Annotated in this window: 23 protein-coding genes and 1 riboswitch; of the genes, 15 read left to right on the forward strand and 8 right to left on the reverse strand. The window is 66.2% G+C overall.

What is annotated here, in order from left to right:
- Window positions 1-92: 92 nt before the first annotated feature.
- From AC1DKQ_RS18795 to AC1DKQ_RS18805, 3 genes are all read left to right on the forward strand, one after another.
- The gene (locus tag AC1DKQ_RS18795; protein ID WP_476919811.1) at window positions 93-1,505 is read left to right on the forward strand and encodes an SLC13 family permease; all 1,413 of its coding nucleotides are present in this window, start codon (window positions 93-95) and stop codon (window positions 1,503-1,505) included.
- A 111-nt stretch (window positions 1,506-1,616) separates the two neighbouring features.
- On the forward strand, window positions 1,617-2,846 hold the full coding sequence (locus AC1DKQ_RS18800) for a CaiB/BaiF CoA transferase family protein (protein WP_476919812.1): 1,230 nt from the start codon (window positions 1,617-1,619) through the stop codon (window positions 2,844-2,846).
- Window positions 2,840-4,408, forward strand: a complete 1,569-nt coding sequence (locus AC1DKQ_RS18805; protein WP_476919813.1) for a carboxyl transferase domain-containing protein — start codon at window positions 2,840-2,842, stop codon at window positions 4,406-4,408. Before AC1DKQ_RS18800 ends, AC1DKQ_RS18805 begins: the two co-directional genes overlap by 7 nt.
- Before the next feature lie 15 nt (window positions 4,409-4,423).
- On the opposite strand, the gene AC1DKQ_RS18810 is transcribed toward AC1DKQ_RS18805, so the two are convergent.
- Window positions 4,424-5,170 (reverse strand): lipoate--protein ligase family protein, encoded by a 747-nt coding sequence (locus tag AC1DKQ_RS18810; RefSeq protein ID WP_476919814.1) that lies wholly within the window; start codon window positions 5,168-5,170, stop codon window positions 4,424-4,426.
- Between the two features lie 16 nt (window positions 5,171-5,186).
- Here AC1DKQ_RS18810 and AC1DKQ_RS18815 point away from each other — a divergent pair, with 16 nt between their 5' ends.
- Window positions 5,187-5,576 (forward strand): DUF2177 family protein, encoded by a 390-nt coding sequence (locus tag AC1DKQ_RS18815; protein WP_476885698.1) that lies wholly within the window; start codon window positions 5,187-5,189, stop codon window positions 5,574-5,576.
- Between the two features lie 50 nt (window positions 5,577-5,626).
- On the opposite strand, the gene AC1DKQ_RS18820 is transcribed toward AC1DKQ_RS18815, so the two are convergent.
- The gene (locus AC1DKQ_RS18820; RefSeq protein WP_476919815.1) at window positions 5,627-6,430 is read right to left on the reverse strand and encodes a thioesterase family protein; all 804 of its coding nucleotides are present in this window, start codon (window positions 6,428-6,430) and stop codon (window positions 5,627-5,629) included.
- A 210-nt stretch (window positions 6,431-6,640) separates the two neighbouring features.
- On the opposite strand from AC1DKQ_RS18820, the gene AC1DKQ_RS18825 reads away from it, so the two are divergent.
- Window positions 6,641-7,351: an endonuclease/exonuclease/phosphatase family protein gene (locus AC1DKQ_RS18825; RefSeq protein WP_476885765.1), complete on the forward strand. Its 711-nt coding sequence runs from the start codon at window positions 6,641-6,643 to the stop codon at window positions 7,349-7,351.
- Between the two features lie 57 nt (window positions 7,352-7,408).
- On the opposite strand, the gene AC1DKQ_RS18830 is transcribed toward AC1DKQ_RS18825, so the two are convergent.
- A complete protein-coding gene (locus AC1DKQ_RS18830; RefSeq protein WP_476919816.1) occupies window positions 7,409-8,356 on the reverse strand; it encodes an alkaline phosphatase family protein in 948 nt (315 codons plus the stop codon).
- Between the two features lie 347 nt (window positions 8,357-8,703).
- Between AC1DKQ_RS18830 and AC1DKQ_RS18835 the strand changes: the two genes are divergently transcribed.
- Window positions 8,704-9,744, forward strand: coding sequence for an isopenicillin N synthase family dioxygenase (locus AC1DKQ_RS18835; protein ID WP_476919817.1), 1,041 nt, complete (start codon window positions 8,704-8,706; stop codon window positions 9,742-9,744).
- A gap of 84 nt (window positions 9,745-9,828) precedes the next feature.
- On the opposite strand, the gene AC1DKQ_RS18840 is transcribed toward AC1DKQ_RS18835, so the two are convergent.
- Together AC1DKQ_RS18840 and AC1DKQ_RS18845 are read right to left on the reverse strand one after the other, a co-directional pair.
- Window positions 9,829-10,296, reverse strand: coding sequence for an SRPBCC family protein (locus tag AC1DKQ_RS18840; RefSeq protein WP_476919818.1), 468 nt, complete (start codon window positions 10,294-10,296; stop codon window positions 9,829-9,831).
- Between the two features lie 50 nt (window positions 10,297-10,346).
- Entirely contained in the window at window positions 10,347-10,544 is a 198-nt protein-coding gene (locus AC1DKQ_RS18845) for a YegP family protein (protein ID WP_476885693.1), read from the reverse strand.
- A 197-nt stretch (window positions 10,545-10,741) separates the two neighbouring features.
- Here AC1DKQ_RS18845 and AC1DKQ_RS18850 point away from each other — a divergent pair, with 197 nt between their 5' ends.
- The gene (locus AC1DKQ_RS18850; protein WP_476919819.1) at window positions 10,742-12,199 is read left to right on the forward strand and encodes a DUF5129 domain-containing protein; all 1,458 of its coding nucleotides are present in this window, start codon (window positions 10,742-10,744) and stop codon (window positions 12,197-12,199) included.
- 23 nt (window positions 12,200-12,222) lie between these two features.
- Here AC1DKQ_RS18850 and AC1DKQ_RS18855 read toward each other — a convergent pair whose 3' ends face one another.
- Window positions 12,223-12,417, reverse strand: a complete 195-nt coding sequence (locus AC1DKQ_RS18855; RefSeq protein WP_476885691.1) for a DUF1918 domain-containing protein — start codon at window positions 12,415-12,417, stop codon at window positions 12,223-12,225.
- Between the two features lie 290 nt (window positions 12,418-12,707).
- Here AC1DKQ_RS18855 and AC1DKQ_RS18860 point away from each other — a divergent pair, with 290 nt between their 5' ends.
- The 4 genes from AC1DKQ_RS18860 (at window position 12,708) to AC1DKQ_RS18875 (ending at window position 20,480) form a co-directional block, all read left to right on the forward strand.
- A complete protein-coding gene (locus AC1DKQ_RS18860; RefSeq protein WP_476919820.1) occupies window positions 12,708-15,938 on the forward strand; it encodes an efflux RND transporter permease subunit in 3,231 nt (1,076 codons plus the stop codon).
- Window positions 15,935-16,402 (forward strand): hypothetical protein, encoded by a 468-nt coding sequence (locus tag AC1DKQ_RS18865; RefSeq protein ID WP_476885689.1) that lies wholly within the window; start codon window positions 15,935-15,937, stop codon window positions 16,400-16,402. The genes AC1DKQ_RS18860 and AC1DKQ_RS18865 overlap by 4 nt, the downstream gene beginning before the upstream one ends.
- Window position 16,403: 1 nt before the next feature.
- The gene (locus AC1DKQ_RS18870; protein WP_476919821.1) at window positions 16,404-19,559 is read left to right on the forward strand and encodes an efflux RND transporter permease subunit; all 3,156 of its coding nucleotides are present in this window, start codon (window positions 16,404-16,406) and stop codon (window positions 19,557-19,559) included.
- Between the two features lie 222 nt (window positions 19,560-19,781).
- Window positions 19,782-20,480, forward strand: a complete 699-nt coding sequence (locus AC1DKQ_RS18875; RefSeq protein WP_476919822.1) for a hypothetical protein — start codon at window positions 19,782-19,784, stop codon at window positions 20,478-20,480.
- A 15-nt stretch (window positions 20,481-20,495) separates the two neighbouring features.
- Here AC1DKQ_RS18875 and AC1DKQ_RS18880 read toward each other — a convergent pair whose 3' ends face one another.
- Entirely contained in the window at window positions 20,496-21,206 is a 711-nt protein-coding gene (locus AC1DKQ_RS18880; RefSeq protein ID WP_476919823.1) for a serine hydrolase, read from the reverse strand.
- A 669-nt stretch (window positions 21,207-21,875) separates the two neighbouring features.
- Between AC1DKQ_RS18880 and AC1DKQ_RS18885 the strand changes: the two genes are divergently transcribed.
- The 4 genes from AC1DKQ_RS18885 to AC1DKQ_RS18900 are packed head-to-tail and all read left to right on the forward strand — an operon-like array spanning window position 21,876 to window position 25,090.
- The gene (locus AC1DKQ_RS18885) at window positions 21,876-22,664 is read left to right on the forward strand and encodes a phosphatase PAP2 family protein (RefSeq protein ID WP_476919824.1); all 789 of its coding nucleotides are present in this window, start codon (window positions 21,876-21,878) and stop codon (window positions 22,662-22,664) included.
- 2 nt (window positions 22,665-22,666) lie between these two features.
- Window positions 22,667-23,410 (forward strand): DedA family protein, encoded by a 744-nt coding sequence (locus tag AC1DKQ_RS18890; protein WP_476885684.1) that lies wholly within the window; start codon window positions 22,667-22,669, stop codon window positions 23,408-23,410.
- A 5-nt stretch (window positions 23,411-23,415) separates the two neighbouring features.
- Window positions 23,416-24,093, forward strand: a complete 678-nt coding sequence (locus tag AC1DKQ_RS18895; protein ID WP_476919825.1) for a response regulator transcription factor — start codon at window positions 23,416-23,418, stop codon at window positions 24,091-24,093.
- Window positions 24,086-25,090 carry a sensor histidine kinase gene (locus tag AC1DKQ_RS18900; RefSeq protein WP_476919826.1) on the forward strand — a complete coding sequence of 335 codons (1,005 nt, stop codon included), beginning with the start codon at window positions 24,086-24,088 and terminating at the stop codon, window positions 25,088-25,090. Before AC1DKQ_RS18895 ends, AC1DKQ_RS18900 begins: the two co-directional genes overlap by 8 nt.
- Window positions 25,091-25,188: 98 nt before the next feature.
- On the opposite strand, the gene AC1DKQ_RS18905 is transcribed toward AC1DKQ_RS18900, so the two are convergent.
- The gene (locus tag AC1DKQ_RS18905) at window positions 25,189-25,902 is read right to left on the reverse strand and encodes a hypothetical protein (RefSeq protein ID WP_476919827.1); all 714 of its coding nucleotides are present in this window, start codon (window positions 25,900-25,902) and stop codon (window positions 25,189-25,191) included.
- Window positions 25,903-25,910: 8 nt separating this feature from the next.
- A riboswitch (cyclic di-AMP (ydaO/yuaA leader) is annotated at window positions 25,911-26,100 on the reverse strand.
- Window positions 26,101-26,116: the final 16 nt, after the last annotated feature.

A 26,116-nucleotide genomic window follows, 5' to 3' on the forward strand; every position in this document is an offset into this window, starting at 1 on the left:
ACTACCGGAGAACTATTGACAAAGACACCTAGTGTCTAGGAGGCTAGGCCACTAAGCCAGTCAATGAACCATTTCGATCCGGAGGAACAACGATGTCCGCTCCCGTCCTGTCCATCATCATCCTGGCGGTGATGTTCCTGCTGGCCACGGTGCTGCCGCTCAACATGGGTGCCTTGGCCTTCGTAGGTGCCTTCCTGCTGGGCTCTGTGGTGCTGGGGATGTCCACCAACGACATCCTGGCCAACTTCCCCGGCGGCCTCTTCCTGACCATCGTCGGGGTCACGTACCTGTTCGCCATCGCGCAGAACAACGGCACCATCGACCTGCTGGTCCGGGGCGCGGTTCGGTTGGTCGGCAGCAAGGTGGCCCTGATCCCGTGGGTCATGTTCGCCATCACCGCGGTGATCACCGCCGTCGGCGCCCTCTCCCCGGCCGCGGTGGCCATCATCGCGCCGATCGCCCTTAGCTTCGCCGCCAAGCACAAGATCAATCCGCTCATGATGGGCATGATGGTGGTCCACGGCGCGCAGGCCGGCGGCTTCTCCCCCATCGCCGTCTATGGCGTCACCGTCAACAGCATCATTGCCAAGACGGAGCTGGATGCCAACCCGATGGCAATCTTCCTGGCCAGTTTCCTGTTCAACCTGGCCATCGCGCTGGTGCTGTTTGTCGTCCTCGGCGGCGGCAAACTGCTGTCCACCCCGGGCGGGCGATTCGTGGAACAAGCCGCAGAAAAGCGCATGTCCGTCAGTGTGGGTGCCCGAGCGGCCGGCGTCACGCTGCAGGGCTCCGGCTCCGACATCTCCGCCGACGGCGTCGCGGCCAAAGGCACCTCAGGCGGCTCCGGTGCATCTTCGCCGGCCAATCCCGCCGGGGCCGGCGCACCTCCGGCCGGCGGCGCCCGTGCTTCCATGCCCCAGCTGACCACCATCCTGGGTCTGATCGCCCTGGCCGTCATCTCGCTCGGATTCAAGGTGGACGTCGGCTTCGTTTCGATCACCATCGCGATCGTCCTTGCCCTCGTGTCCCCCGCGGCGCAGAAGGGCGCAGTCAACAAGATCAGCTGGTCCACCGTCCTGCTCATCTGCGGCATGCTCACCTTCGTAGGGGTCCTCGAAGAAGCCGGCACCATCGCCTTCGTGTCCGGCGGGGTGGCGGAGCTTGGCATGCCCCTGCTCGCCGCCCTGCTGATCTGCTACATCGGCGCCATCGTGTCGGCCTTCGCGTCCTCCACCGCCATCCTCGCGGCCCTCATCCCACTGGCGGTGCCGTTCTTGGCCACCGGCGAGGTCGGCGCCGTCGGCGTGATCGCGGCCCTGGCCGTGGCCGCCACGATCGTGGATGTGTCCCCGTTCTCCACCAACGGCGCCCTGGTCCTGGCCAACGCGCCGGAGGACGTGGACAAGGACAGGTTCTACAAGCAGATCCTGGCGTACAGCGGCATCGTCGTCGCCGTCGGGCCGGCAATCGCCTGGCTGGTCATGGTGGTGCCCGGTTGGAAGTGACGACTGGATGTGACCGCTGGGTGTAGCTCGCCGGCACGTCAACCAACCGCGCAGACACACCGAGGTCGCCGCGCGCACCCGCAAAGACCCGACCAGAGAAGGAACACACCAATGAGCACCGAACCCCTGCCCGACGCCGAAGGCCCCCTGACCGGCTATCTCGTGGTGGACCTGAGCCGTGCCCTGGCCGGCCCGCATGCCGGGATGATGCTGGCTGACCTCGGAGCGCGCGTGATCAAGGTGGAGAACCCTGGCACCGGAGATGACACCCGCGGCTGGGGCCCGCCATTTGTGGGCCCGGAGGATGATCCGCAGGCCACGTACTTCCTGTCCTGCAACCGCAACAAGGAATCCATTGCCCTGGACTTGAAGGGCGACGACGGGCGGGCAGTGCTGCGTGAACTGCTGGAGCGCGCCGATGTGGTCATCGAGAACTTCCGCCCCGGCGTCCTGGACCGGCTCGGGTTCTCCGCTGCACAAATGCATGACCTGAATCCGGCGCTGGTGGTCCTCTCCATCACCGGGTTCGGGCACGACGGCCCGGAATCCCGGCGCAGCGGGTACGACCAGATCCTCCAGGGCGAGGCCGGACTGATGTCCCTGACCGGCTCCGGCCCGGACGATCCGCAGCGCGTCGGCGTCCCCATCGCCGACCTCCTCTCCGGCATGTACGGGGCATTCGGCACCCTCGCGGCGCTGCTGCAGCGTGAGCGTACCGGCCAAGGCCAGATCGTCCGCACATCACTGCTCGCTGCGCTGATCGGGGTCCACGCCTTCCAGGGCACCAGGGCCACGGTTGCGGGGGAAACCCCGAAGGCCCAGGGCAACCACCACCCCTCAATTGCCCCCTACGGCCTGTTCCACTGCCGGCAGGGCACGGTACAGATCAGCGTGGGAAGCGAGAAGCTTTGGAACAGGTTCGCTTCGACGTTCGGGATCGACGCCGCGCGGCCGGAGTTCGCCACCAACGCGGACCGGGTGCGCAACCGCGAGAAGGTCATCGAGGAAGTGGAGCGGGTGTTCTCCGAGTTCGAGGCGGAGCCGCTGCTGACCAAACTCAACGACGCCGGCATCCCTGCCGGCAAGGTCAGAAGCCTGGACGAAGTCTACGCATGGGAGCAGGTCCACTCGCAGGGTCTCGTGATCGACGTCGACCACAAAATTCTCGGTACCGTGAGCCTGCCGGGCCCGCCGCTACGGTTCTTCAGCGCCGCCGACACCGCAGAAACCACGTTGAAGGCCCACACTGCGCCGCCGCTGCTGGACCAGGACGGGGACCAGATCCGCCGGTGGCTCGGGCTGACAAGGGCCAGCGGCACGGTCGGTGACCGGGCATGCTGACCCAGCAGAAGGTCCGGCACCTGGGCGCCACCGAACTCATCGCCGCGGTGCTCGATCCCGGGTCCTACCGGAGCTGGGATGCGCCCGTCACGGACCCTGATCCCGGCCCCGAGTACCGGCAGGAACTGGCCGCCGCGCGGGCCAAGAGCGGCGTGGACGAATCAGTCCTCACCGGCGAAGGCCTCATCCGCGGCCGCCGGGTCGCCGTCATCATCAGCGAGTTCCGGTTCCTCGCCGGCTCCATCGGCCAGGCCGCGGCGGAACGGATCGTCAACACCGTCGAACGCGCCACCAGCGAAGGCCTGCCCCTCCTCGCCGGACCTGCCTCGGGCGGCACCCGCATGCAGGAAGGCACAATCGCGTTCCTTTCCATGGTGAAGATCAGCGCCGCCGTCCGCTCCCACCGGATGGCCGGGCTGCCCTACCTGGTCTACCTGCGCCATCCCACCACAGGAGGGGTCATGGCCTCGTGGGGATCCCTCGGCCACATCACCGCCGCCGAGCCCGGCGCCCTGCTCGGCTTCCTCGGACCCCGGGTCTACGAGGCCGTCCACGGCGCCCCGTTCCCGGAGAACGTCCAGACCGCCGAGAACCTCTTCGATAAAGGGCTGATTGACGCGGTGGTCCCGCCCTGGCAGCTGTCCGACGTCGTCGACCGCGCTTTGAGCATCCTGGTCACCGGCCCGCAGGCCCCGATCGCCGCACCCGCGACACTGTCCGTGCAGCCGTCCGGCGCCGGCGCCTGGGAATCGATCGGCATCTCCCGCGATCCCCGGCGGCCGGATGTGCGGCAGTTGCTGGCGCACGGCGCCCGGGACGTGCTCCCGCTCAACGGCACCGGACAGGGCGAAAAGGACCCCGGCCTTCAACTGGCCCTGGCCCGTTTCGGCCAGCAATCCTGCGTGGTCATCGGCCACACCCGGCCGAGGCCGACGCGGCCGACGCGCATGGGACAGAGCGTATTGGCACAGTCGGCGATGGGGCCCGCGTCCCTCAGGGAGGCCCGTCGCGGTATGCGCCTCGCCGAGGAACTCGGGCTCCCGCTGCTTACCATCATCGACACCGCCGGTGCCGCCCTGTCCCAAGAGGCCGAGGAGGGCGGCCTGGCCGGGGAGATCGCCCGCTCCCTGCACGACCTCATCGGGCTCAATGCGCCCACGGTGTCCGTGCTGCTGGGTCAAGGTGCGGGCGGCGGGGCACTGGCCCTTCTGCCCGCGGACCGCACCATCGCGGCCCAGCACGCCTGGCTGTCCCCGCTCCCGCCCGAAGGCGCCAGCGCCATCGTCCACCGGAGCACTGATTTCGCCCCCGCCATGTCCGAGGCCCAAGGCGTCAACGTCGCATCGCTGCACGCCAACGGGCTCGTGGACCACATCGTGGACGAACGCCCCGATGCGGCCGAGGAAGCCCAGGCCTTCTGCCGGCGCCTTGGCCGGGCCATCGAATACGAACTCGCCACGCTCGCCAGCACCGGGGTGGACGAACTGGTCCCCCGGCGCCTGGCGAAATACCGCAATCTGGGCAGCATCCTTGCCAGCACGGGCGGAACGCCGTCCGGTTAGGAGCCGTCCCTGGAGTCAAAGCAGGCTCGGGAACTCCGCGTGGCTGAGCGGGGCGTAGCGTCCGTAGGCGGCGATCACCGCAGCCTCAACAGCGTCGACGTCCAGGCCCGGCACGAGGTCGTCGGCCGCGCCCGCCGTCGCCGGATCCCACTCGAGGCCGAGGGCGGCGTAACTGGCCTCCAGGACCGCGCGGATCGGGGCGGAGTCCGCCACCACGATCACCGAGCTGAAGAGCCAGCCGCCGGCGACCACCCGCTGGGCGGTGCCGACAAGCTTGATCCTGCGCTCCGGGAATTCCGGGTCGCTGCCGTGCACGCTGAACTCGCCGGGGCAATATTCCCCCGGAATTTCACCGACGCAGGCATCCACGCCGGCGTCGCGCAGCGCCCGGGCGAGCAGTTCGCCAAAGCGCGAAAACCGTCCCTTGGCCCCGGCAATCGCGTCTGTATCTGGCTCCAGGTGATCGATGACGAGCGTCCGCTGGTGGTACGCCGCCGCCCGGCCCCCGGCCTTCCGGACCAGGGGCTCGAACCCGAGCTGCCTGCAGGCCTCGGCGGCTGCCTCGAACCCGGGCAGGTGGGTGTCGCGCTGCCCGAAAGCGACCGTGGGAACGGGACGGTAAAGCCGCAGGGTAGGGCCCAACGAACCGGATTTGATCTTCTGCAGGAGCTCGAGCGCGAAGTCGAGGTCGGCGGCGGCACCGAGTGATTCCTGCTGCCGGACCACCGTCAGGGTCCGGGGCCCGGCTGGCGCCTGCGGCATGTTGTTATGCTCCCTTATGGTCATTCTGCAATTCCTCGTCGTAGCCGCCGCGTTCGCCGTCATCGACGCCATCTGGCTCAAGACGATGAACCCGTTCTACCGCCGCCAGATTGGTGAGCTAATGGCCAGCAAGCCCAATCTAGGGTACGCGGTGGTGTTCTACGTGATCTACATTGCCGGGATCGTGTTCTTTGCCCTGCGCCCAGCGCTCGACGGCGGCAGCTGGCTCAGCGCCGTCGGCTACGGTGCCGCCCTTGGCGCGTTTGCGTATGCCACGTACGACCTCACCAATGCCGCCACGCTCAAGACGTGGCCCTGGCGGCTGGTTGTTGTCGACATCCTCTGGGGTGCCGCCCTGACGGCACTGGCCACGCTGGCCGGCTGGCTCGTCTTCCACACCAGCTAGGGACCTTCGCACCCGCCTGGGACTTGCACAGCGTCAGGATTTGCGCAGCGTCAGGATTTGCGCAGCGTCAGGATCTGTTCGGCGCGGCCGAACGGGCCAGTGAGGTCATGCAGCACCGTGGAGGTCAGCCCGATCCCGTCCGTGCCGAACGAGACCTCGTTGTCCAGCCCCAGCCACTCCCCCTCCGGCTGCCGGTACATGTGGATCTGCAGGTCCAGGTTGGGGAAGGCATAACTGCCCTTGCCCGGCGGGACCCGGGCGGCGATTCCGTTGGCCGTGTCCACCAGGCCGACCAGCCGGGCGAGGTCGCCGCTGTCTGCCTGGTCGGTCAGCGGGTAGTCGGTGCGGAGCCAGACAGTCCCCGAGCCCGCCCGGTGGCCCTCGGCGATCCGCATATGCAGTGAGGCGATGTAGCCGCCGGGCCAAATGCGTGCGGCGTCGTACGGTTCGCAGTCCTCCGGCGCGGGGATCCGGGGATCCTCGAAAGCCGCGATGGCGGACGTGTCCGAGGTGATCATCCGCCAGGCCGTGGCGCGGATGGCCGTGCGGCCGCCGGCTACTAACTCGGCTTGCACCAGCTCGATGGTCCGGCCAGGGCGGAGGGTGGAGGTCACCACCTCGAACTCACCGCCCGGGATCAGCCCGAGGATTTCATAGCTGAGCCGCGCCATGCGCATGTCCCCGCGGGGCTTATGCCTGGCCAGCGCGTCTGCCATGATGCCGGACGCGGGGGCCATGTGCTGCTCGTGTTCGTTCCAGGCACCCTGGGCATGGATCGTGGAGCGGAACCGCCCGGCGCCCAACGTCTCATAATAGAAATCGCCCTCGGCAAGTTCCGGTTGTGCAGCAGTCAACGTCCGCCCTTTCGCGTGGCTGGTGATTCCAGAACACACTATCCTTTCGGACCGGCGGCACCCTGCCACACCACCGCGCAGGCGGCCGCACGGGCCGCCGTGTTTGAGGCCCTGATCCGGACGCGCGGGGCGTTTATTCCCCCTCGATCCGCTCTGACTGGGTAGACTCGGGTGAGGTTTCAACCACTACCCACCGAAGAGGTGCTCCCCCTGCTTAGAGTCATCAGCTACAACCTCCGCAAGCACGCGGCCAGCGGCGAGCTGGTCGATCTGGCCCGCGATTTCGAGATTGATGCTTTGTGCCTCCAAGAGTGCGACACGGAGGATCTGCCGGACACCATCGGGGATCTCCACCTTGCCGACTCCACCCGGGGCAACCGGCTGGGCCTGGCCATCTACTATCGTAAGGACCGCTTCACCGCTTACGAGACGCAGACGTTTGCCTTGAAGAAGTCCCTCCACGACAGGGTCCTGGCCCCCGCGCACGAGCGGCTCATCGGCACGCGCGTGACCGACAACGAGACCGACCACGGCCTCGTCATCGCGTCCTTCCATGCGGCGCCGTTGACGGCGTCGAACTCCCTGCGGCGGAACCAGATCCATGCCGCCCATGCGGAGCTGCTCAGCATGGGCGGCGGTCTGATGTCGCTGATGGTGGGTGACTTCAACTATCCGTTCTTCACCAAGTCCCTGACGGCGCAGATGAAGGACGCCGGTTACGACCTCACAATGAGTGACCGCCGGACCTACACCCGGTACAGAGTCTTCAAGGGCCATTTCGACTTTGCCACCTCGCAGGGGCTCGAGATCGAAAGCGTGGAAACGCTGCCCCGCGGCGCCTCGGACCACCTTCCCATCCTGATCTCGGCCGAATACGGCCAGGACTCCAACGGCAACGGCGCGGCCCCGGCAGCGAGCTAGCAGCCGCTCCGGCCGGGTCGGTTCTGCCCGTTCGGTCATGCCCGGGAGGCTCGGCGGCTAGGAGCCCGCGTTGAAGACGTCACCGCCGAAGCTGTTCAGGCCCGGCGCTCCGGCGTATCCGAGGCGCGGGAGGGAGAATGCGTCTTCGATGCTCGCCAGGAGGCTGAAGTGGTTGTAGGCCCGGTCCGACGTCGTGCCGCCCGTAATCAACGGCGAGAGGACCAGTGCCCCAATCCTGCCGCCGTCCGTCCCTCCGGGTAGCAGCCCTGACGGCCCAACTGTCTTGCCCTCGGACTCGTCGAAGGTGATGACCAGCATCCCGTCCTGCCGGAAGGCCGGGGAGTCCAGGATTGCCGGGACCTGCTGGCTCAGCCAGCTGTCGGCGGCGGCTAGTCCGCCCGGGGTGCCATCGACGCAGGGGTTGTCGTGGCCGTCATTGCAAAGATTGGGCGAGATGTAGGACAGGTTGGGCGTGGTGGACACGGACTGGAGGTCGCCGCGCAGTTCGCTAAAGTCCACCACATTGCTCTGGCACTCCGGTGACGACGTGATGGCCTGGAAGTACACGAACGGGTTGTGCCGCGTTGCGTACTGGTCGCCCACCTTGGCCCCCTGGCTGCTGTCCTTCCCGCCAAGTTCAGGATGACGGCACGGCGTGCCCATGTCCTCCATATAGCCCTTCCAGGTCTTGCCGGCGGCGCTGAGCTGCCCCGCTACCGTGGGGACCGAGGCCGGATAGACGCAGCCGGTGCCGTCCGCCCGGCCCAGCGAGTCGGTCCCAGTCAGCTCGAACGCGGCGTAGGTGGGGCAGTCGTCGCGGGTCATGGCGTTGGATGCCTGGCCGGAGATCTGGGCCAAATAGTTTGGGTTCGAGTTGTGGGCGATCCCGTAGTACTTGGAGAGCAGGACACCCTGGCTGCGAAGCGTCTGCGACAGGTAGGGAGCCTCAGAGCCCGCGCCCCACACCTTGTTGTAGCCCTTGTTCTCGAGATTGATCACGAACACGTGCCCGGGCTTCGACCCCGTCCCCGCGGTGGCCGTGCCCCCGGCAGTGGGAGCTGTGCCCCCGGCGGTGGGAGCTGTGCCTCCGGCACTGGGACCCGGGCTGCCGGCCGGCGGCGACGGCTCGCACGCCGCAGCCGACACCATGAGGACTGCTGCGACAAGCAGCCGCACGGCCACTCGTCGATGACTTTGCGTGGCATTCCGGCTCATGGATTCCGGCTTTCTAATTGACCGATCAGCGTGCATTGGCGGCTCCAGCAGTTGCACTCTCTCACACCGCGGTCCACAAAACCCGGGAGGACCCTGACTTGTGGCTGGGAGAGCATGGCCGGTGGTACTTTGCACTCATGGACGCACCATCGGATTCAATTCCGCTCCTGGACCTGAGTACCGCCAGGCGGGAGGACGGCACGTTTGACCCGGCGTTTATCGATGCCCTGCGCGACGCTACCCATCGAGTTGGCTTCTTCCAGTTGACGGGTTATGGAGCCTCTGCGGCCGAGGTGGACGAACTCTTCGACGTCACCCGGCGGTTCTTCGAGCTCCCGCTGGAGTCAAGACTCGAACTGGACAACAGGCTTTCTCCCCACTTCCGCGGCTACACGCGGCTGGGCCACGAAATCACCCAGGGACGGCCGGACGCCCGCGAGCAGCTCGACTTCGGGCCCGAGCGCCCCGCCGTCGAGGACTACCCGCCGGATCAGCCGTACTGGCTGGTCCAGGGACCGAACCTGCTGCCGGACCGGGCGCTGCCTGAACTGCGCACCGTGTGCATGGCCTGGGCGGACCGCATGTCCCGCGTCGGCGCAGAATTGCTGAGCGCCATTGCCGTGTCCCTCGAACTGCCGGAAGGCTACTTCGATGAACCGTTCCGGGACTCACCGGCCTGGATGGCCAAGCTGGTCCATTACGTCGGCGGCGTCGTCGCGGACGCCGGGCCCCAAGGAGTTGGCGCCCATGCGGACTACGGCTTCGTCACCTTGCTGCTCCAGGACCAAGTCGGCGGCCTGCAGGTGCTCCCACCGGGCAGCGACAGCTGGATTCCGGTGCAGCCGACTCTGGGGGCTTTGGTGGTCAACCTCGGGGAAATGCTCGAAGTCGCCACCCAGGGCTACCTGGCGGCCACCATTCACCGCGTCGAGGCGCCGCCGCCCGGAGTCGACCGCTACACGGTCCCCTTCTTCTTCTCGCCCCGGCTCGACGCCGTCATTGAGCCGGTGCCGCTTCCGCCCGCGCTTGCGGCCCGGTCCCGGGGGATCACGGATGATCCGGACAATCCAATGCTCGCGTCCTACGGCGCCAACGTGCTCAAGGGCTGGCTGCGGGCCCACCCGGAAGTCGCCCGGATTCATCACCCCGGACTCGTCCGGACCGCCGGGCAACCCTGACGGCCCCAACCGCCAGCACCACCCGGTATTACGAGCCGTCCCGGTATAACGAACCCGTCACCGGGCGGTCCGGCGAATCCCTTTTCAGACTTGTCGCTGTGCGACGGCGCCCGCGAGCGAGGCCAGGCCCTTTTCGAAGTCCGAGCCGACCATCTTGTCCATGTTCATGAACAGCGCGAAGACCTTGCCGATGCCTTTGTTCTCCCCGGTCATGGTCCACGTGACCTGGGTGCCGTCGCCTGAGGGCGCGAACGTGAATGACGTGGGGTTGACCGCCTTGAAGGGCTTGGTGAACTCCAGGCGGATCTTGATGTTGCGCGGCTCGGCGGTATCGACAATCTCCATCGTGCCGGAGCCGGCTTTGCGGTTCCCGCTCCAGGTGTACTTGGCGCCGACGCCGGATTCGCTGCCGGAGTAGCTCCGTTCCATGGCGGGATCTACGGCCTCCCAAGGGGACCACTTGGTCCACTCGTGGAAGCTGTTCACCAGCGGATAGATGTCCCGGGCCGGCGCGGGAATGACTGCGCTGCGGGTAAGTTCATAGGTAGACATGCCGCAATCCTAGGCGGTGGCCGGCCCAACGGGACACCTGACCTGCGGTTTCATCCCGTCTCGGCGGCCGCTTCCGTCATATCGACCACTGGCGAGGCCGCGTTCTTCTTAACCGACTCAACGCCGCCCATGGCGCTCGCCTTGGTCTTGTAGCTCTGCGAGGAGGCGATCACCTCGCCGTTGGAGGCCTTGAGCCGGAACCGGAATCCGCCGGATTTATCCTTGTAGACCTCAAATTTGCCAGCCATGGTGCATCCCTGATTTCTCCATCGGTGTGGCCGGCCGGGGAGCCGGCACGGAATAGCGTAGCGTTGCCGCTATCGCCTGACCAGAGTCCATCGGTTTGCCGCGCGTCGGCCCCGCAGGACGGTCAACCCAACGGCGAGCTCCCCGTTGCGGCGGCGTGTGCGTCGACGTCGCTGGAGCCAGCCACTACGCTCGGAAAATGGGAATCACGCGCAAGGCCCTCGCCGCCCTGGTAGTGCTGATGGCCGGCCTTCTCGGCGGAGCCTCCGTGGCGCTCGCCGTGACGCCGACCGCCGTCATGGTTGAAGACCGCGCCGGCGTGTTGGACCAAAGAACGCTGCTGCCCGCGGTGCGGTCCACCGACTTTTACATGCCCACCAAAGTTGCGATCTACACGTACAACGGCACGGCCGCGGACAACCTGAACGCGGAAGTCCTGCGGTTCGCCCGCACCGAACATCCAGAATGGATCAGCGCCGACGGGCAGAAGTGGGCGGACGGGCTGTTTATCTTCGCCCTCGATCCGGTGGGCCGGCATGTGGGGACGTACATGGGTGAGGACCGGAAGGTCTCCCCCGAACAGCGCGAGGACATCCAGAACGCCTCCAAGGAGCTGCTCCGCGATGCGCAGTGGACCGACGGCACCATTGCCGGGATCCGCCGCGGCGCCGAACTCATCAACCAGCCGTGGTACCGTTCCACGGCTTTCCTGGTCACGGCCTGGACGGTGGTGGCCGCCGCGGTCTGCGGGGCTGCGGCGTGGCTGATCGTGCGGTGGCGGACGCGGGTGTCCAGCCGGAAGGAACTGGCACGGGGTGACGTCAGCTACGCCAACGTCAGCATGGACCTGCAGGTCACCGAGCTCAACGCCAGCACCATTCCCGAGTCGTCCCGGTACGGAAGCACCGTCCTGGAGAAGCACCGCACATTTGTGAACCGGTACAACGCTGCCACCAAGCTTTCCAACCAGGTACGTGCCCTCGGCAGCGGGGACCTGGGCCGCCGGCCCAACCTCAAACTGGTCCGGAGCTACGCCGACGCCGCGGCCGAACTCGACGCACTGGACGACGTGATCGCCGATACCAATGCCTTGCTCAACCGCGGCTCAGCGTGGCCCGCCGCATGGGACCGTCAGCTCGAACCGTTCTGCAGTGACCTGGACGATCTGGAAAACCTGCTCAGCCAGCGCCGTGCCGAAGGAACCTCGGCGACGGCTGCGGCATTGCGGTCCTTCCGCGATGAAAGCCGGCGTGATGTGGAGCGCTGGTCGGCGGAACTGGCGGACGGCTCAATCACACCCGAGACGGCGTTGGACCGGCTGCGTGACGCCCGGACCCACCTCTCGGAGCTCCTGAAGAACCACGCGGACACCTTGATCGACGCCTATGCCCGCAATGACAAGGAAGCCGGACTCATGCGCCAGGAAATGGACAGTGCGCAGTCGGGGACCAAGGCCAGATACGGCCACGCGTACGAGCCGAGCATCCTCGGAACGGTGTACCCGTCCTACTACTTCTTCTCGGTCCCGAGCTTCAACAGCGGCTTCACCAGCGGTGTGAGCAGCGTCAGCAGCGCGCGCGGCGGCGGCGCCACCACCACCGGGTACGGGTCCAGCGGCGGCAGCTTCTCCGGGTCCGGGAGCTCGTCGAGTTTCTAGGACCGGGTTCCAGTGCGGAGTTTCTAGGGCCCGCTTCCGGGCCGTTCGACGACGAAATCACCGCCGGGAAATATGATCGTCTCGTGGCCGTCGTCAAACTTGACGAGGTACGGCGGCGCACCATCGTCCCCTCTCACTTCAAGGATCTGGCCGTGCCGGTCTGTGGACTCGACCGTGTGCCCCCGAATGATGATGCGGTCCCCTGCGACTGCTTTCATGGCGATCACCTGTATCTCTATTGACGCCTGTGTGCCCGAAGATCATTATTGCTCTTGACGGCTGGGGGGCGCTATGGCTTTAGGTTGAGGAGCCGCGCCGTGAATGGAATATTGGCAGTTCGCCACACAGGAATAGCAGTCAGCATCGTATTTACAGAAGCCGCTTCCGCGGCAGGGCGACTGCACGGTCCGGCCACTCCCCAGGCCCACCCCACCGGCCCACGCTACCGACGACGCCGGAGTCAATTCCGTGGTCCCGGCACCCCTGTGCGGCATGCGGGGTAACGGCCATGATGAGTGCAATCGTGCGCTGGACTCTGCAGTTCAGGCTCTTGGTCCTGGCCGCTACGGCAGGAATCCTTGCCCTCGGGCTCACCAACCTGCCGAGCATGTCCGTGGACGCCTTTCCGGAGTTCGCCCCGCCGCAGGTTGAGATCCAGACGGAAGCGCTGGGACTCTCGGCCGCCGAGGTGGAGCAACTCATCACTTCCCCCATGGAGGCCGACCTGCTGAACGGGGTGGCCTGGGTTGAGGCAATACGATCCAAATCCGTGCCCGGCCTTTCGTCGATCCAGATGGTCTTCAAGCCGGGGACCGACATCTTGCGCGCACGGCAGCTCGTCTCGGAACGGCTGACCCAGGCGCGCGCACTGCCCAATGTTTCGGCAGCTCCCGTGCTCATGCAGCCGCTGTCCTCGACCAGCCGGGTCATGATGGTCCGGCTGACCTCCAAAAACATGTCCGCCATCGACATGTCCGTCCTGGCCCGCTGGACCATGAAGCCCGGGCTATTGGCCGTGCCCGGGGTCGCGAACGTGGCCATCTGGGGCCAGCGCGACCAACAACTTCAAGTCCTGGTGGACCCGGCGCGGCTCGAGGCCAAGGGAGTCACCCTTGACGAGATCATCAAGACCACCGGCAACTCCGTGTGGGTGTCGCCCCTGAGCTACTTGGAAGCATCCACACCGGGCACCGGCGGTTTCTTCGAGACGGGCCATCAGCGGATCGGCGTCCAGCATGTCCTGCCGATTACCACCCCGGAGGACCTGGGCCAGGTTCCCCTCCAGGGTCCGGCCGGCAAGCTCCTGCTTAAGGACGTGGCCTCGGTGGCAACCGACCACCAGCCCCTGATCGGCGACGCCCTGCTCAGCAACGAAGCCGAGCTATTGCTGGTCATCGAGAAGTTCCCGGAGACCAACACGATGGACGTGACCCGGGGCGTCGACGAGGTCCTCCGCGAGCTCCAACCCGGTTTGCCAGGGGTCACGATCGATACCAGCGTCTACCGGCAGGCCTCCTTCATCGACGAAGAGGTCGGTACGCTCGGCGTTGCTGCGCTGATCGCGCTGCTGCTGATCGTTGCCTTGTTCGGTGCTTTCTTCCGTTCCTGGCGCACGGCCCTGATCAGTCTGATCACGATTCCCGTGTCGCTGACCGCGGCAGCGCTGGTGCTCGATCTGCGCGGCACCGGTATGAACACCATGGTCCTGGCCGGCCTGGTGCTTGCTCTGGCAGTCATCGTGGGAGACGTTGCGGAGGACCTGAACGGAATCGCACGGGCACGCAGCGCCGCCGCCAGAGCTGCCGCCGGGGCAGATTCAGCATCCGCCGATGCCGGTCCCGGCACCGGCCAGGACCACGTCCCGGTTCAGGGCCCGGAACAGGACCAGGACCGACGCGACTCGGTGATCCCGGGCGCCCTGCGGGCAGCCCGGACGCCAATCCTCTACGCATTGCTGATCATGGCGCTGGCCCTCATGCCTGCGCTCTTTATCCCGGGTGAGAACGGCGCCCTGTTCGGCCCCCTGGTGCAGAGCTATCTGCTCGCGCTGGTGGTCTCGATGATTGTTGCGCTGACGGTCACGGCGGCCCTGGCATTCGTCCTTCCTGGCGGTTCCAAGGCGTCGGAACGCCGTTCGCTGGCGCGGTTGCAAGGCGCTTACGGCCGCACGGTAACGCGCCTAACGCAAAAGACGCGGTGGGTATTTGCCGCCGCGGCAGTGGTGGCGGTGGCAGGTCTGGCGCTCGCACCCCAGTTGGCCGGGACTCGTCCCGTGGTTCCGGTGCTGGCGGACAAGACCCTGGTGGTGCACTGGAGCGCGATAGCCGGCACGTCGGACCAGGAAATGAGCCGGATCACCGAAGCGGCCGCCGGAGAACTGCGCAAAGTGCAGGGCGTGGCAAACGTCGGAGGACACGTCGGGCGTGCAATCACCTCGGATCAGGTCGGCGACGTCAGCTCCGGCGAGCTGTGGGTGACCGTGGCCCCGGACGCGTCCTACCCCGACACGGCCGCCGCCGTCGACCAGGTGATCGCAGGCTATCCGGGCCTGACCAGCAAAGTCTCCACCTATCCGCAGGAACGCATCGACCAGATCCGGGAAGAAGCGGACAGCGGCTTTGCCGTCCGGGTCTTCGGACTGGACCCGACGATTCTGCGGCAGAAGGCGGCGGAGGTGCAACAGATTCTTGAGCACACGGCCGGTGTGGTCAATCCGCATGTCGACCTGCCCGCTGAACAGCCGATCGCCGAGGTCAAAGTGAACCTGGCCGCGGCCCAAAAGGCCGGCGTCGTCCCTGGTGATGTACGGCGGGCGGCTGCCGCCTTGCTCCAAGGCATCGAAGTCGGCAACCTCTATGAACAGCAGAAGGTCTTCTCGGTCATCGTGAAGGGGAATGCGGCCACCCGCAGCAGCCTTGACAGCGTCCGCAACCTGATCATTGACACCCCCAACGGCGGCCACGCCCGCCTCGGCGACGTCGCGCAGGTGACCATGGTCGGGAACGAGTCCGTGATCCTGCACGACGACACCTCGCGGCGCGTCGATGTCAAGGCCGAGATCCAGGGCCGTCCGCTGGGCGACATCCAGCGGGACATCGACACGGCGCTGCAGCAGATGCAGTTCCCGATTTCCTACCATGCCGAGATCCTCACCCAATACGCCCAGCAGCAAAACAGTTACCAGTGGCTCTGGCTGCTCGCTGCCGTTGCCACCGCCGGCATCCTGGTGTTACTGCAGACGGCGACGGGGAGCTGGCGGCTCGCCGCCCCGCTCTTCCTCGGCCTGATCTTGGCACTGTCCGGCGGCGTGCTGGCCGCCCAGGCCACGGGCGGCGTCAACTCGCTGGTGGCCCTTGTCGCATTCGCCGCAGTGCTGGGAATAGCCGTCCGCGGTGCCCTCCTGCTGACAGGCCAGGTCCGGAGCCTGCAGGCAACAGATGCTTCGGCGCCCTGGCCCGCGCTGGTGGTCCGCGGAACCAAGGAGAGGCTGGGGCCCGTCCTGATGTCGATCGTGATAACGGCCCTGGCGCTCGTGCCCTTGGTCCTCCTCGGCGGCGTCGTCGGAACGGAAATTATCCTGCCGCTTGCCGTGATCATCTGGGGCGGCCTGCTGACAACAACCTTCTTCACCCTGTTTGTTGTGCCCGCTATGCTGCTGCGCTTCGAACCGAAGCCAGCGCCAAGCGCCCGGACCGGAGAGGGCACCGCTGCACCAACTGAAAGCCAGGATGCACCATGAACTCCCCACTATCGTCGCGGGGCAACAAGGTGGCCACTTTCATCGTGGCGGTGTTCGTAACGGTCTTCCTGGCGTTCTCCGCCACAGGTTGCGCGCAGGCGCCGGAGGCCGCACCGTCCGAAGGCGAACCGGCGCAGATCGCCGAAGTACCCGGCACGGACCTTCACCGGCTCACCCTCACGGAGCACGCCGTCGAACGGGTCGGGATCGCGACAGCCGTGATTGCCGCCGATCCCCAGACCAAGAAGCTCACTGTCCCCTACGGGGCCATACTGTACGACAGCTCGGGCAAGGCGTGGGTGTACACCAACCCTGAACCTAGGGTCTACGTCCGCCAATCCATCACGGTCCAGCGCATCAACGGCGACGTTGCCGTCCTGACGGACGGGCCGCCGGCAGGGACCGTGGTGGTCACGACGGGTGCGGAGGAACTTCTCGGCACTGAATTCGATACGGCTGAGTGACATGCGCTGGCTCATCGGGATCAGCCTCCGTTTCAAGACGGTTGTTGTCGCCCTCGCGTGCGCCGTGATGCTTCTCGGTTCCCTGCAGTTGAGTTCCGCGTCCGTGGATGTCTTCCCGGAATTCGCCCCGCCACGGGTGGAAATCCAGACAGCGTGCCTGGGGTTGACCGCCCAGGAAGTCGAAGAGCTCGTCAGTGTGCCGATCGAGGCCGCCGTGAGCGGCATGCCGGGCCTGGACGAGATCCGGTCCAAGTCCGTACCCCAGCTCTCCTCGATCGTGCTGCTCTTCCATCAGGGCACTGACCTGCTCAACGCCCGTCAGCTCGTATCAGAACGGATGGCTGCGGTGACTGCGGCGCTGCCCACTTGGGCGGCCCCGCCGGTGATGCTCCAGCCGCTGTCTGCGACCAGCCGCGTGATGAAGATCGGCATGACGTCCTCGGAACATTCGCTCATCGAAATGTCCATGCTGTCCTACTGGACCATCCGGGCCCGGCTGCTGCGGGTCCCCGGGGTGGCAAATGTAGCCATCTGGGGCGAGCGGCTCCAGATGCTTCAGGTCCAAGTGGAACCTGACAAGCTCAAGGCCCAGAACGTCTCTCTCAACCAGGTCATGGAAGTCACCGCCGGCGCCCTCGACGCCGGGCTGCTGAAATACTCCCCCGGACGGTTCATCGGAACCGGTGGGTTCATTGACAGCCCGACCCAGAGAATGGGGATCCGCCACGTCCAGCCGATCCAGACTCCCGCTGATCTGGCCCAGGTAACCATTCGGGAAAAGGACGGGGTGGCGCTGCATCTGGGCGATGTGGCCCAGGTTGTCGAGGACCACCAGCCGCTGATTGGTGATGCGGTGATCAACAACGGGCACGGGCTCATGCTGATCGTCGAGAAGTTGCCGTGGGGCAACACACTGGACGTGACCAAGGGGGTAGAGGAGGCCCTCCGCGAGATGCAGCCGGGCCTGAGCGGCATCAACTTCGACACCACGATCTTCCGGCCCGCCAGCTTCGTTGAGGAGGCGATCTCCAACCTCAGTATTGCGCTGCTGCTGGGCTGCCTGCTCGTGGTCATGATCCTCGTCGCGTTCCTGTTCCAGTGGCGCACGGCCCTGATCAGCATCGTCGCGATTCCTTTGTCCCTGCTCACAGCCGCACTCGTGCTCTATTTCACCTCCAGTGCAATCAACACGATGGTGCTTGCGGGTCTGGTCATCGCCGTGGGAGTCGTGGTGGATGACGCGATCATCGACGTCGAGAACATCATGCGCCGGCTCCGGCAGCGGCGTGCCGGGGCCGCTAAGGGCTCTGGCAGTGACGAATCTGCGGCATCGGTGGTTTTGAAAGCCTCGCTGGAAATGCGTAGCCCGATCGTCTACGCGACCCTGATCATTGTGGTCGCAGCCGTACCGATCTTCTTCCTGGACGGGCTGACCGGGGTCTTCTTCCGGCCGCTGGCCGTCTCCTACACCCTTGCTGTCCTTGCCTCCATGCTTGTGGCGCTGACAGTGACGCCGGCCCTTGCCCTGATTTTGCTGGGCAACGCCAAACTGGAAGAACGCGACGCGCCGCTGGTCCGTGTGCTCAAACGCGGCTATCACACTGCCCTGTCCAAGACCATGAACCGGCCCCGGATCGGCTACGCAGGCTTTGGCGTGCTGGCGGTAGTGGGCCTGGTCCTCGCTCCGCTGATGGGCTCGTCCCTGTTCCCCACGTTCAAGGAAAGGGACTTCCTGATGCACTGGATCTCGGAACCGGGAACCTCTGCCGCGGAAGAGTTCAGGATCTCCCAGCGCGGCTGCGAGGAATTTCTCAAGGTCCCCGGTGTCCTGAACTGTGGCACGCACATCGGGCAGGCATTCGCCGCGGACGAGATCGTCGGTGTCAACGCCGGCGAACACTGGATCAGCATCGACCGCCACGCCGACTACGACAAGACGGTGGCCGCGGTGGAGGAAGTGGTCAACGGCTACCCCGGGCTGCACCGTGACGTCCAGACCTATCTGAAGGAGCGGATTGAAGAGGTCATCACCGGCGCCAGCGAGCCCATCCTGGTCCGGGTTTACGGAGACGATCTCAAGACGCTCCGGGAACAGGCGCAACGGGTCAAGGCCGTCATGGACTCGATTGAGGGCACCGAGGACCCGCATGTCTCCCTGGAGGTGGAAGTCCCCCAGATCGCCGTCACGGTTAACCTGGCCGCGGCTCAGAAGTACGGACTCAAACCAGGGGACGTCCGGCGCGCGGCCGCGACACTCGTAGCCGGCGAGGAAGTCGGCGACGTCTTCCGGGACGGCCGGGCCTACGACGTCCAGGTATGGAGCACGCCGGCCACCCGCTCGTCCGTCACCAGCATCGAGGACCTGCCCATCGATACGCCAAGTGGAACGCGGGTCCGGCTTGCCGACGTCGCCGACGTGAGCCTGCAGGCGACGCCGAACCAGATCGACCGCACTAACGGATCCCGCCGCGTGGAGGTGGGATCCTTCCTGGCCCGGGGAGCGGACTTGGGAAAGGTGGCCAACGAACTGAAGTCGCGCCTGGCCAGCCTGGATCTCCCGGCCGGCTACAGCGTGCAGCTGCTCGGCGAATACACCGAACGCGAGGCGGCAACGAACCGCCTGATGATCTACTCCACGGCGGCACTTGCCCTGATCCTTCTGCTGCTGCAGGCGTCCTTCCGGAGCTGGCGGCTGGCAGTCCTGTCGCTGCTCACGCTGCCGGTGGCCCTGGTCGGCGGGGTCATTGCCGCCTACATAACCGGCGGAGTCCTGTCCCTTGGGTCCCTCGTTGGCTTCCTCACGGTGATGGGCATCGCCGCCCGCAACGGCATCCTGCTCATCAACCACTGCCAGCACCTGGAAACCTATGAAGGCGAGACCTTCGGCCGCGAGCTGGTACTGCGCGGGGCCGCCGAGCGGTTGTCGCCGATTCTCATGACCACTCTGGCCACCGGGCTGGCCCTGGTGCCCCTGGTTGTCATGGGCAACATCCCCGGCCACGAAATCGAACACCCCATGGCCGTCGTGATTCTGGGCGGCCTGATCACCTCCACCCTGCTCAATCTGTTTATCGTGCCCTCGCTCTACCTCCGGTTCGCCAAATCCAGGAAGACACGCGAGCGGGAACAGGCTGCCGCCGGGCCGGTCACGGCCTGACCGCGGACAGAGACAGCGCCGTAACGCCTCAAAGGAAATCCGATGCTCCGCAAAAGCATGGCCATAGTCAGTTGCCTTCTGGCGTTGCCGCTGTCACTCTTCACAGTCGGGGCCGCCCAGTCCAGCACCGGCGCCGCGACCGACTGCGGCCCAGGCACGCTCCCTGACTTAAGGGCGGGTTTTTTCCCGGACGAGCCGAAGGTTGATAACATCTGGCTTCCCATGAATCCGGGAACCCGATCCGACTTCATTGGCAGGGTCACCGACCTCACCACGAGTCCGCCGGAGGTCCACACGCACCGTGTGGTGTCAATCGTGACGGACCTGACAAAGGTGGTGGATGGAGTTCGCACGGTTGTCCTGTGGGACCGTGACTACTCCGACGGCGTCCTCGAAGAATCCGAACTGGCCTTCTTTGCCCAGACCAGGAAGGGGACGGTCTGGCTATTGGGCGAGTACCCGGAGGAGCTTGAATCCGGAAAATTTGCCGGCGCCCCCAGCACGTTCATCGCCGGAGTAGACAATGCGCGGGCCGGCATTGCCATGCCGGCGCACCCCACGAGAAAATTTGGCCCCTATACAGAGGGGTCAGCACCATCGATTGATTTCCTGGACTGCGGCCAGGTGGTCAGCATGAAAGCCAAAATTCTGAGGGTCGACGAGTTCAACCCCCTCGAGGGGGCGTCGTCCGGCCATCAGCAGAAGTACTACCGCGCCGGAGAGGGGAGTTTCAAAGTAACGGCCTCCGGTGGGGACAGCCAGGAATTCCTGGACCTCCACTCCACCACGACGCTGGATGCGGCCGCCTTGGCCGCCGTCAACAAGCGCGCGTTGGCGCAGGACCGCCACGGCTATAAAGTCAGCCCTGACGTCTACGGCACCACCGAAAGGGCCACCGAAAGGTCCTGCGCCGGGTCCTGAAAACCACCGGTACTCTCAGAACAGGGCGGCGGTCACGGTCCGGGTGAGCTGTTGAATGATCCGGGTCCGGGGACCCGTGTCCGAATAGTTCAGGCCACGGGTGTACACAACGAACACGAAGGCCCGGCCGTCCTTGACCAGGATGCTGGCATCGTGCAGGTATCCGGACAGCAGCCCGTACTTATGGAAGACCCCGACGCCCGGTGGAACCGCAGGAGGGATCAGCGTCTCGAAATTGGTGTTCTGCATGTAGGACAGCAGCTGGGCGGTGTGGCCGGCATTGAGCAACCGTCCCGTGTAGAGCAGCTGGAGGGTCCGGGCCATTTCTGCCGGGGCCAGCAGGTTCACCGTGCAGTCATAGGTGATCCCGATCGAGGCGGCGTAGTCGGCAATGCGCCCATAGCCGACCGCCGAGAGGATCAGCGCCCACGAGTCGTTGTTGCTTTGCTGGACCATCTGGCGGATCTGGGCCCCGGCCGTCGAGGCCCCCATCCGGGCAGTCAGCGAGGCGCGGCCGGTCTCCACGAGGTGGTAATACGCCGACGCGGCAAGGATCTTGGCCGTACTGGCGGCCACAAAATTGCCTTGGACTCCGTAGCCGTGGACCACACCATCCGAAAGATCGATCAGCGACACCCCCAGCGCGTAAGCGCTGTTGTCCTCGATAATGTCGTTGATCTGGCCGTCCAGTCCGGGGCCGATGGCCCGGACCGGGGCAGCGGGCACGGCGGGGGCTTTAGCTGGCGGGGCAGATGCGGGAGCTGTCCGGCTGGCGGCGGCGGTGGCCGGCGGGACAGCTCCCGGAGCTGTGCGGCTGGCGACGGTAACTGGCGCGGGCGCGACCGCGGTCCCAGTCGAGGTGGCGACAGCGGTTGCAGCAGCGGCCGGCGGATCCGGTAACCCTGCCTGGACGCCTGCGTAGACGCCACCGGCGGTTACAAGGGCGAGTGCGACGGCGCCCGCGGTCAGATGCTGCGGCCGGATCCATCCCGCACGCCTGGTGAGGGGCCGCGCGCCGGAGTGGGATCCGCCTCCAGCCCGGTGCGCGCCGGAGCGGTAGTGGCGCGGCGTGGGCTCAGACATCCAGACCGGCCCCGGGCATTTGCTTGAAATGGTTCGCAGGCATTTGTTCTTCCCCCGAAAGTAACTGACCGCGGTGAGGCCATGGACTCCCAGCATTCTTCCCGCTGGCGGCTGCCCGCGCAAGGGCAGGGCCCCCTATTCCGCCCCAGTCAGCGACGCAACGCCGGGGCGGATCTCGCCGACATTCCACTGCACTTCTTAAGCGTTTCTTAATCGCCGGGCGGGAGAGTGGGAGGTGGTGCCTCACCGGGCGCCCCTTGCCCCGAGCCGGAGGATCCCATGACTGGACCCGCCCCTGTTAGACGCGAAGCAGTGAATCGCGATGCAGCACCAAGCCGCGATATGGCACAGCGCCGTCCCGACAGCGGCCGTCCCGACGCCGGCCGTCCTGCCGCGGGGCCGCGCCTGTGGTCCCTCCCCCAGATCCGCCACTGGTTGTTGCTGGGTGTCCTGCTCTCCGCCGCCGTCGTCGCACTGGGGCTGGCCGCGCAGCTGACCCCGGGCTTCAGCGCCACCGAGCTCGGCGTGGACCAGGACCTCAGCCACCATCACCTCGCCGCCCTGACCGCCGTCGCGATGGCCCTGAATGTGATCTTTGGCCCGGTGGCAGGTCTCGCGCTGATCGGAGCCGCTGCCCTCTTCATCTTGCTGTTCCGCGGCGGCCTCCTCAAGGCGGTAGCTTTTGGCCTGGTGGCAACTTCCGGTTGGGTGGCCAGCGAAATCTTCAAGATCATCATTGCCCGCCAGCGGCCCAACCCCGCCCTGCTCTTCGATCCCCTGGCTCCGGAAAACGGCTCCGACAGTTTCCCGAGCGGCCATGTGGCCTGTGCGGTGGCGGTCGGTTTCGCACTCTACTTCCTGGCCCGTGGAACCCGCTGGGCCAAGGTCACCGCCGTGGGGGCGGCGGCGATGGCACTGGTCGTCGCCTGGTCGCGGTTGTATATCGGCGTCCACTACCCCACCGATGTCGCAGCTTCATTCCTGGCCGCGAGCGCCGCAGTGGTCCTGCTGACGGGACTCTGGAACGTTGTCATACCCAGGGTGGCGGACCGGCTCCGTGGCCCGTCTGCCATCCTCTCCCCTGACCCTGAGAGGAAATGAGAATGCACGCCTTGGACGTCTATTCCTTATTACCGGCCGCCGACGCCGCCGGTACACCGTCACTGCTGGACCCGGCAAGCCTGCTCGCCGGGCTGGGTCCGGCCGCTTTGGGCGTCATCGCACTCATGGTCTTCATCGAATCGGGCGTGCTCTTTCCCTTCCTCCCCGGTGACTCGCTGTTGTTCACCGCAGGCCTTCTGCACCAGCAGCTACAACTGACGCTGCCAGTGCTGATCGGCGTCGTCACCGCGGCCGCCGTCGCCGGTGACCAGGTCGGCTACTTGCTGGGACGGAAATTTGGCAGGCGATGGTTCAAGGATGACGCCAGGATCCTGAAGACAGCGCACCTGACCACCACAGAGGACTTCTTCCGCCGCCACGGCGGGGCGGCAATCGTGCTGGCCCGCTTCGTCCCCATGGTCAGGACGTTCGCGCCTCTCACCGCTGGGATTGCGCGCTACGAGTACAAGTACTTCACCCTCTGGAACGTCATCGGCGCGGTGGCTTGGGCCAGCTCCGTGACGTTGCTTGGCACCTGGTTGGGACATTTTGAGATCATCGCCAAGAATATCGACGTCATTGCGGTGGCCATGGTTCTGGTCTCCGTCTTACCGGCGGCCGTGCAGTTACTCAAGCGCCGCCGCAACAGTCGGGTCTCCGACGTCACCACGGGCACAGCCGCCGGCGACACGGCGCAGGAATCCGAGGATGGACTGCGGACTGAGGAAATGGCCGCGAAAGAATAGCTGACATGACTATCGCTGACCGCCCGTCCCTGCTGCTCGTCGAGGACGACGCCGTCCTGGGACCGCTCATCGCCGAGCTCCTGGACCCGGATTACCGGATCCAGCTGGTCACCAACGGCCGTGATGGCCTCCACCACGGGCTCACCGGGACATGGGACGTCATGGTGATCGACCGCGGGCTGCCGGTAATGGACGGCATCGCCCTGATCGCGGCGCTGCGGTCGAAGGGCATTGTCACTCCCATCCTGATCCTGACCGCGCTGGGCGATGCCGACGAAAAGGTCAGGGGCCTGGACGCCGGCGCCAACGATTACGTGACCAAGCCGTTCGACGCCGGCGAACTGGCAGCACGCCTGCGCGCACTGACGCGCACCTTCATTTCTCCGGCCCCGGCACGGGTGATGATCGGGAACTGGGAACTGGATCCGACGCAGCGCACAGTCCGCTCCGTCTACGGGCAGACGGTGTCGCTGACGGCGAAAGAAGGCCAACTACTCGCAGCCCTGGCCGCAGAACCGGACCGCGTCTTCACCCGGGACGAACTCCTCACGGCGTACTTCCACGCCTCGGATCAGCCCGGCGTGATCGATACGTATGTTCACCACCTGCGCCGGAAGATCTCCAAGGCCGTCATCCGCACGGTGCACGGCCTCGGCTACCAGATCGGCGAGGCTGATGAGTAACGGCGGAACCGGCGGAAATCCGGACTACTCCATCCTGCGCAAGGCCTCGCTCAAGGTCGCGTTGCGGATCAGCGGCGCGTGCGCGGTCATGGTCATCGGGCTGCTCGCCGCCACGGCGCTTTACCTCCTGAATCAACTGGCCCATCCCGAAGTGCCAGGCTCTGCGGCGGCCGGGACGGCCTACGCATACTTGGATTCCAAAGATGTGCTCGAAGCCATGGTCATCGCCGGGGTGGCGGGAATCTTGCTGGCCGGCATCGTCGGGTGGCTCAGCGCGCGCAGCGCCATCCGCCCCCTCGGTGATGCCCTGGCCAGGCAACGGCGCTTCGTCCAGGATGCGAGCCACGAATTGCGCACACCCTTAACCATCCTGGACACCAGGATCCAGCTTGCCCAGCGCAACACCGTGCCCGGCTCCAGGCAAGGCCAAGACCTTGCCAGGATCCGAGAGGACGCAGCAACGCTGACCGGGATTGTCAACGAACTCCTCCTCGCAGCAACCACGGAAGCCCCGGACCGCTCCGCACCGCCTGCCGACCTTGCCGACGCCGCCGCCAGCGTCGCAGGGAGCCTCCAGCAGGTCGCGGACCAGCGCAGAGTGCGCCTGGATTTCGTGGCCGATGCCCGGCCGCTGGCCCGGATCGAGAAGGATGCACTGCGCCGTGCCGTACTGGCCCTGGCGGACAACGCCCTTGCCCACACCCCTGAGGGCGGCCGCGTGTCCATCACGACGTCGATCGAGCAGAGCCGCGCCGTCATCACGGTGGCGGACACCGGGACCGGCATCACCGGCGTCGATCAGGCCCGAATCTTTGACCGCTTCGTGCGGACCGCCAGCACTGACGGTTCACAGGGACAGCGGAGCTTTGGGATCGGCCTGGCCTTGGTCCGGGAGATCGCCGTCGCTGCCGGGGGGACCGTCGAGGTGGCCGCGACGGGTGCCGAGGGCACGGTCATGAAATTGACGCTGCCGTTGGCCGGGCGCGTGAATCCCTGAGAACCATATGCACAGAAAAGACCGGCGATCGATTTGCCCCCAAGGGAATCGATCGCCGGTCTTTCCGGACTGTATAGCCCTGGAAGGGGCCGTACAGCTTAGGCGCGGACGAAGGTCACGCCGCCGGTCGCGGTCAGCCAGGACAGCGGGTGGACCATCGTCTGGTTCTTCCCGTTCATCCCGCCACTGACCACCTGGCCGTTGCCGGCGTAGATGCCAACGTGACCGGACTGGACCACCATGTCGCCGGGCTTCGGGGTCGAAACGACGGTTCCGAGGCCAAGGAAGGCCCGGGGACCGATGTCACCGACGGGCTTGCCCGCGGCGCCAAGGGCCTTTTCCACCATGGCGGTGCAGTCCTGGGTGATGCCCACCTGGCTGTAGGCGGCCGAGAGCATGATGGCGTTGCGTCCGCCGGCAGCCGGCGCCGCGGCATGCGCTGCGGCCGGAGCGGACTGCACCTTGATGGTTGCCTTGGGTGCTGCGGCCGGTGCTGCTGCAGGCGCTGCAGCAGGGGCAACGGCGTGGGCTGCGGCGGGGGCTGCGGCGGGAGCCGTCGCCACGGCAACGGGCTTTTCGATCACCGGTGCTGCGACGGTAGCTACCGCCGGGCGGTCAAAGCTGATCTTGACGCTTGAATCAGCGTTGACGGGCGCACTGACCAGCGCGTTGACGTCCACTTTGGACGCCGGAGCGGAGTCGCGCTGCGCAGGTGCTGCAGCTGCGTTGGCTGCCATTCCGCTGGTGAGGACCAGGCCGGATGCGGCGGCGAAGACGGCGGCATGGCGCGCAAAAGTATTGATTGAAGACATGAGTGTAGCCTCTCCCAGTGCCTGCGAGGTGAGCTGTCGGATTCGGATGGGAGTCACCCGGCCGCACTCCCGGGCCCGTCACTGCGGGCACTGTGCGGCTTCACCCCAAGACCTGCGTCATCAGCAGGCCAAATGTGGTTTCCCCGTCTCTGCCGGTAGTTGATGCGAGTTATCCCCGGGCCGCGGCAGAGTTAGGCAATCGGCTGGGGAGCGC

Source organism: Arthrobacter sp. 05L421 (genome assembly GCF_056397785.1).

What these genes read in the sequence shown, in the direction of transcription:
- AC1DKQ_RS18795 (WP_476919811.1), top strand. Translation starts at nt 93, where the DNA reads ATGTCCGCTCCCGTCCTGTCCATCATCATCCTGGCGGTGATGTTCCTG.
- AC1DKQ_RS18800 (WP_476919812.1), top strand. Translation starts at nt 1,617, where the DNA reads ATGAGCACCGAACCCCTGCCCGACGCCGAAGGCCCCCTGACCGGCTAT.
- AC1DKQ_RS18805 (WP_476919813.1), top strand. Translation starts at nt 2,840, where the DNA reads ATGCTGACCCAGCAGAAGGTCCGGCACCTGGGCGCCACCGAACTCATC.
- AC1DKQ_RS18810 (WP_476919814.1), bottom strand. Translation starts at nt 5,170, where the DNA reads ATGCCGCAGGCGCCAGCCGGGCCCCGGACCCTGACGGTGGTCCGGCAG.
- AC1DKQ_RS18815 (WP_476885698.1), top strand. Translation starts at nt 5,187, where the DNA reads ATGGTCATTCTGCAATTCCTCGTCGTAGCCGCCGCGTTCGCCGTCATC.
- AC1DKQ_RS18835 (WP_476919817.1), top strand. Translation starts at nt 8,704, where the DNA reads ATGGACGCACCATCGGATTCAATTCCGCTCCTGGACCTGAGTACCGCC.
- AC1DKQ_RS18840 (WP_476919818.1), bottom strand. Translation starts at nt 10,296, where the DNA reads ATGTCTACCTATGAACTTACCCGCAGCGCAGTCATTCCCGCGCCGGCC.
- AC1DKQ_RS18845 (WP_476885693.1), bottom strand. Translation starts at nt 10,544, where the DNA reads ATGGCTGGCAAATTTGAGGTCTACAAGGATAAATCCGGCGGATTCCGG.
- AC1DKQ_RS18850 (WP_476919819.1), top strand. Translation starts at nt 10,742, where the DNA reads ATGGGAATCACGCGCAAGGCCCTCGCCGCCCTGGTAGTGCTGATGGCC.
- AC1DKQ_RS18855 (WP_476885691.1), bottom strand. Translation starts at nt 12,417, where the DNA reads ATGAAAGCAGTCGCAGGGGACCGCATCATCATTCGGGGGCACACGGTC.
- AC1DKQ_RS18860 (WP_476919820.1), top strand. Translation starts at nt 12,708, where the DNA reads ATGATGAGTGCAATCGTGCGCTGGACTCTGCAGTTCAGGCTCTTGGTC.
- AC1DKQ_RS18865 (WP_476885689.1), top strand. Translation starts at nt 15,935, where the DNA reads ATGAACTCCCCACTATCGTCGCGGGGCAACAAGGTGGCCACTTTCATC.
- AC1DKQ_RS18870 (WP_476919821.1), top strand. Translation starts at nt 16,404, where the DNA reads ATGCGCTGGCTCATCGGGATCAGCCTCCGTTTCAAGACGGTTGTTGTC.
- AC1DKQ_RS18875 (WP_476919822.1), top strand. Translation starts at nt 19,782, where the DNA reads ATGAATCCGGGAACCCGATCCGACTTCATTGGCAGGGTCACCGACCTC.
- AC1DKQ_RS18890 (WP_476885684.1), top strand. Translation starts at nt 22,667, where the DNA reads ATGCACGCCTTGGACGTCTATTCCTTATTACCGGCCGCCGACGCCGCC.
- AC1DKQ_RS18895 (WP_476919825.1), top strand. Translation starts at nt 23,416, where the DNA reads ATGACTATCGCTGACCGCCCGTCCCTGCTGCTCGTCGAGGACGACGCC.
- AC1DKQ_RS18900 (WP_476919826.1), top strand. Translation starts at nt 24,086, where the DNA reads ATGAGTAACGGCGGAACCGGCGGAAATCCGGACTACTCCATCCTGCGC.
- AC1DKQ_RS18905 (WP_476919827.1), bottom strand. Translation starts at nt 25,902, where the DNA reads ATGTCTTCAATCAATACTTTTGCGCGCCATGCCGCCGTCTTCGCCGCC.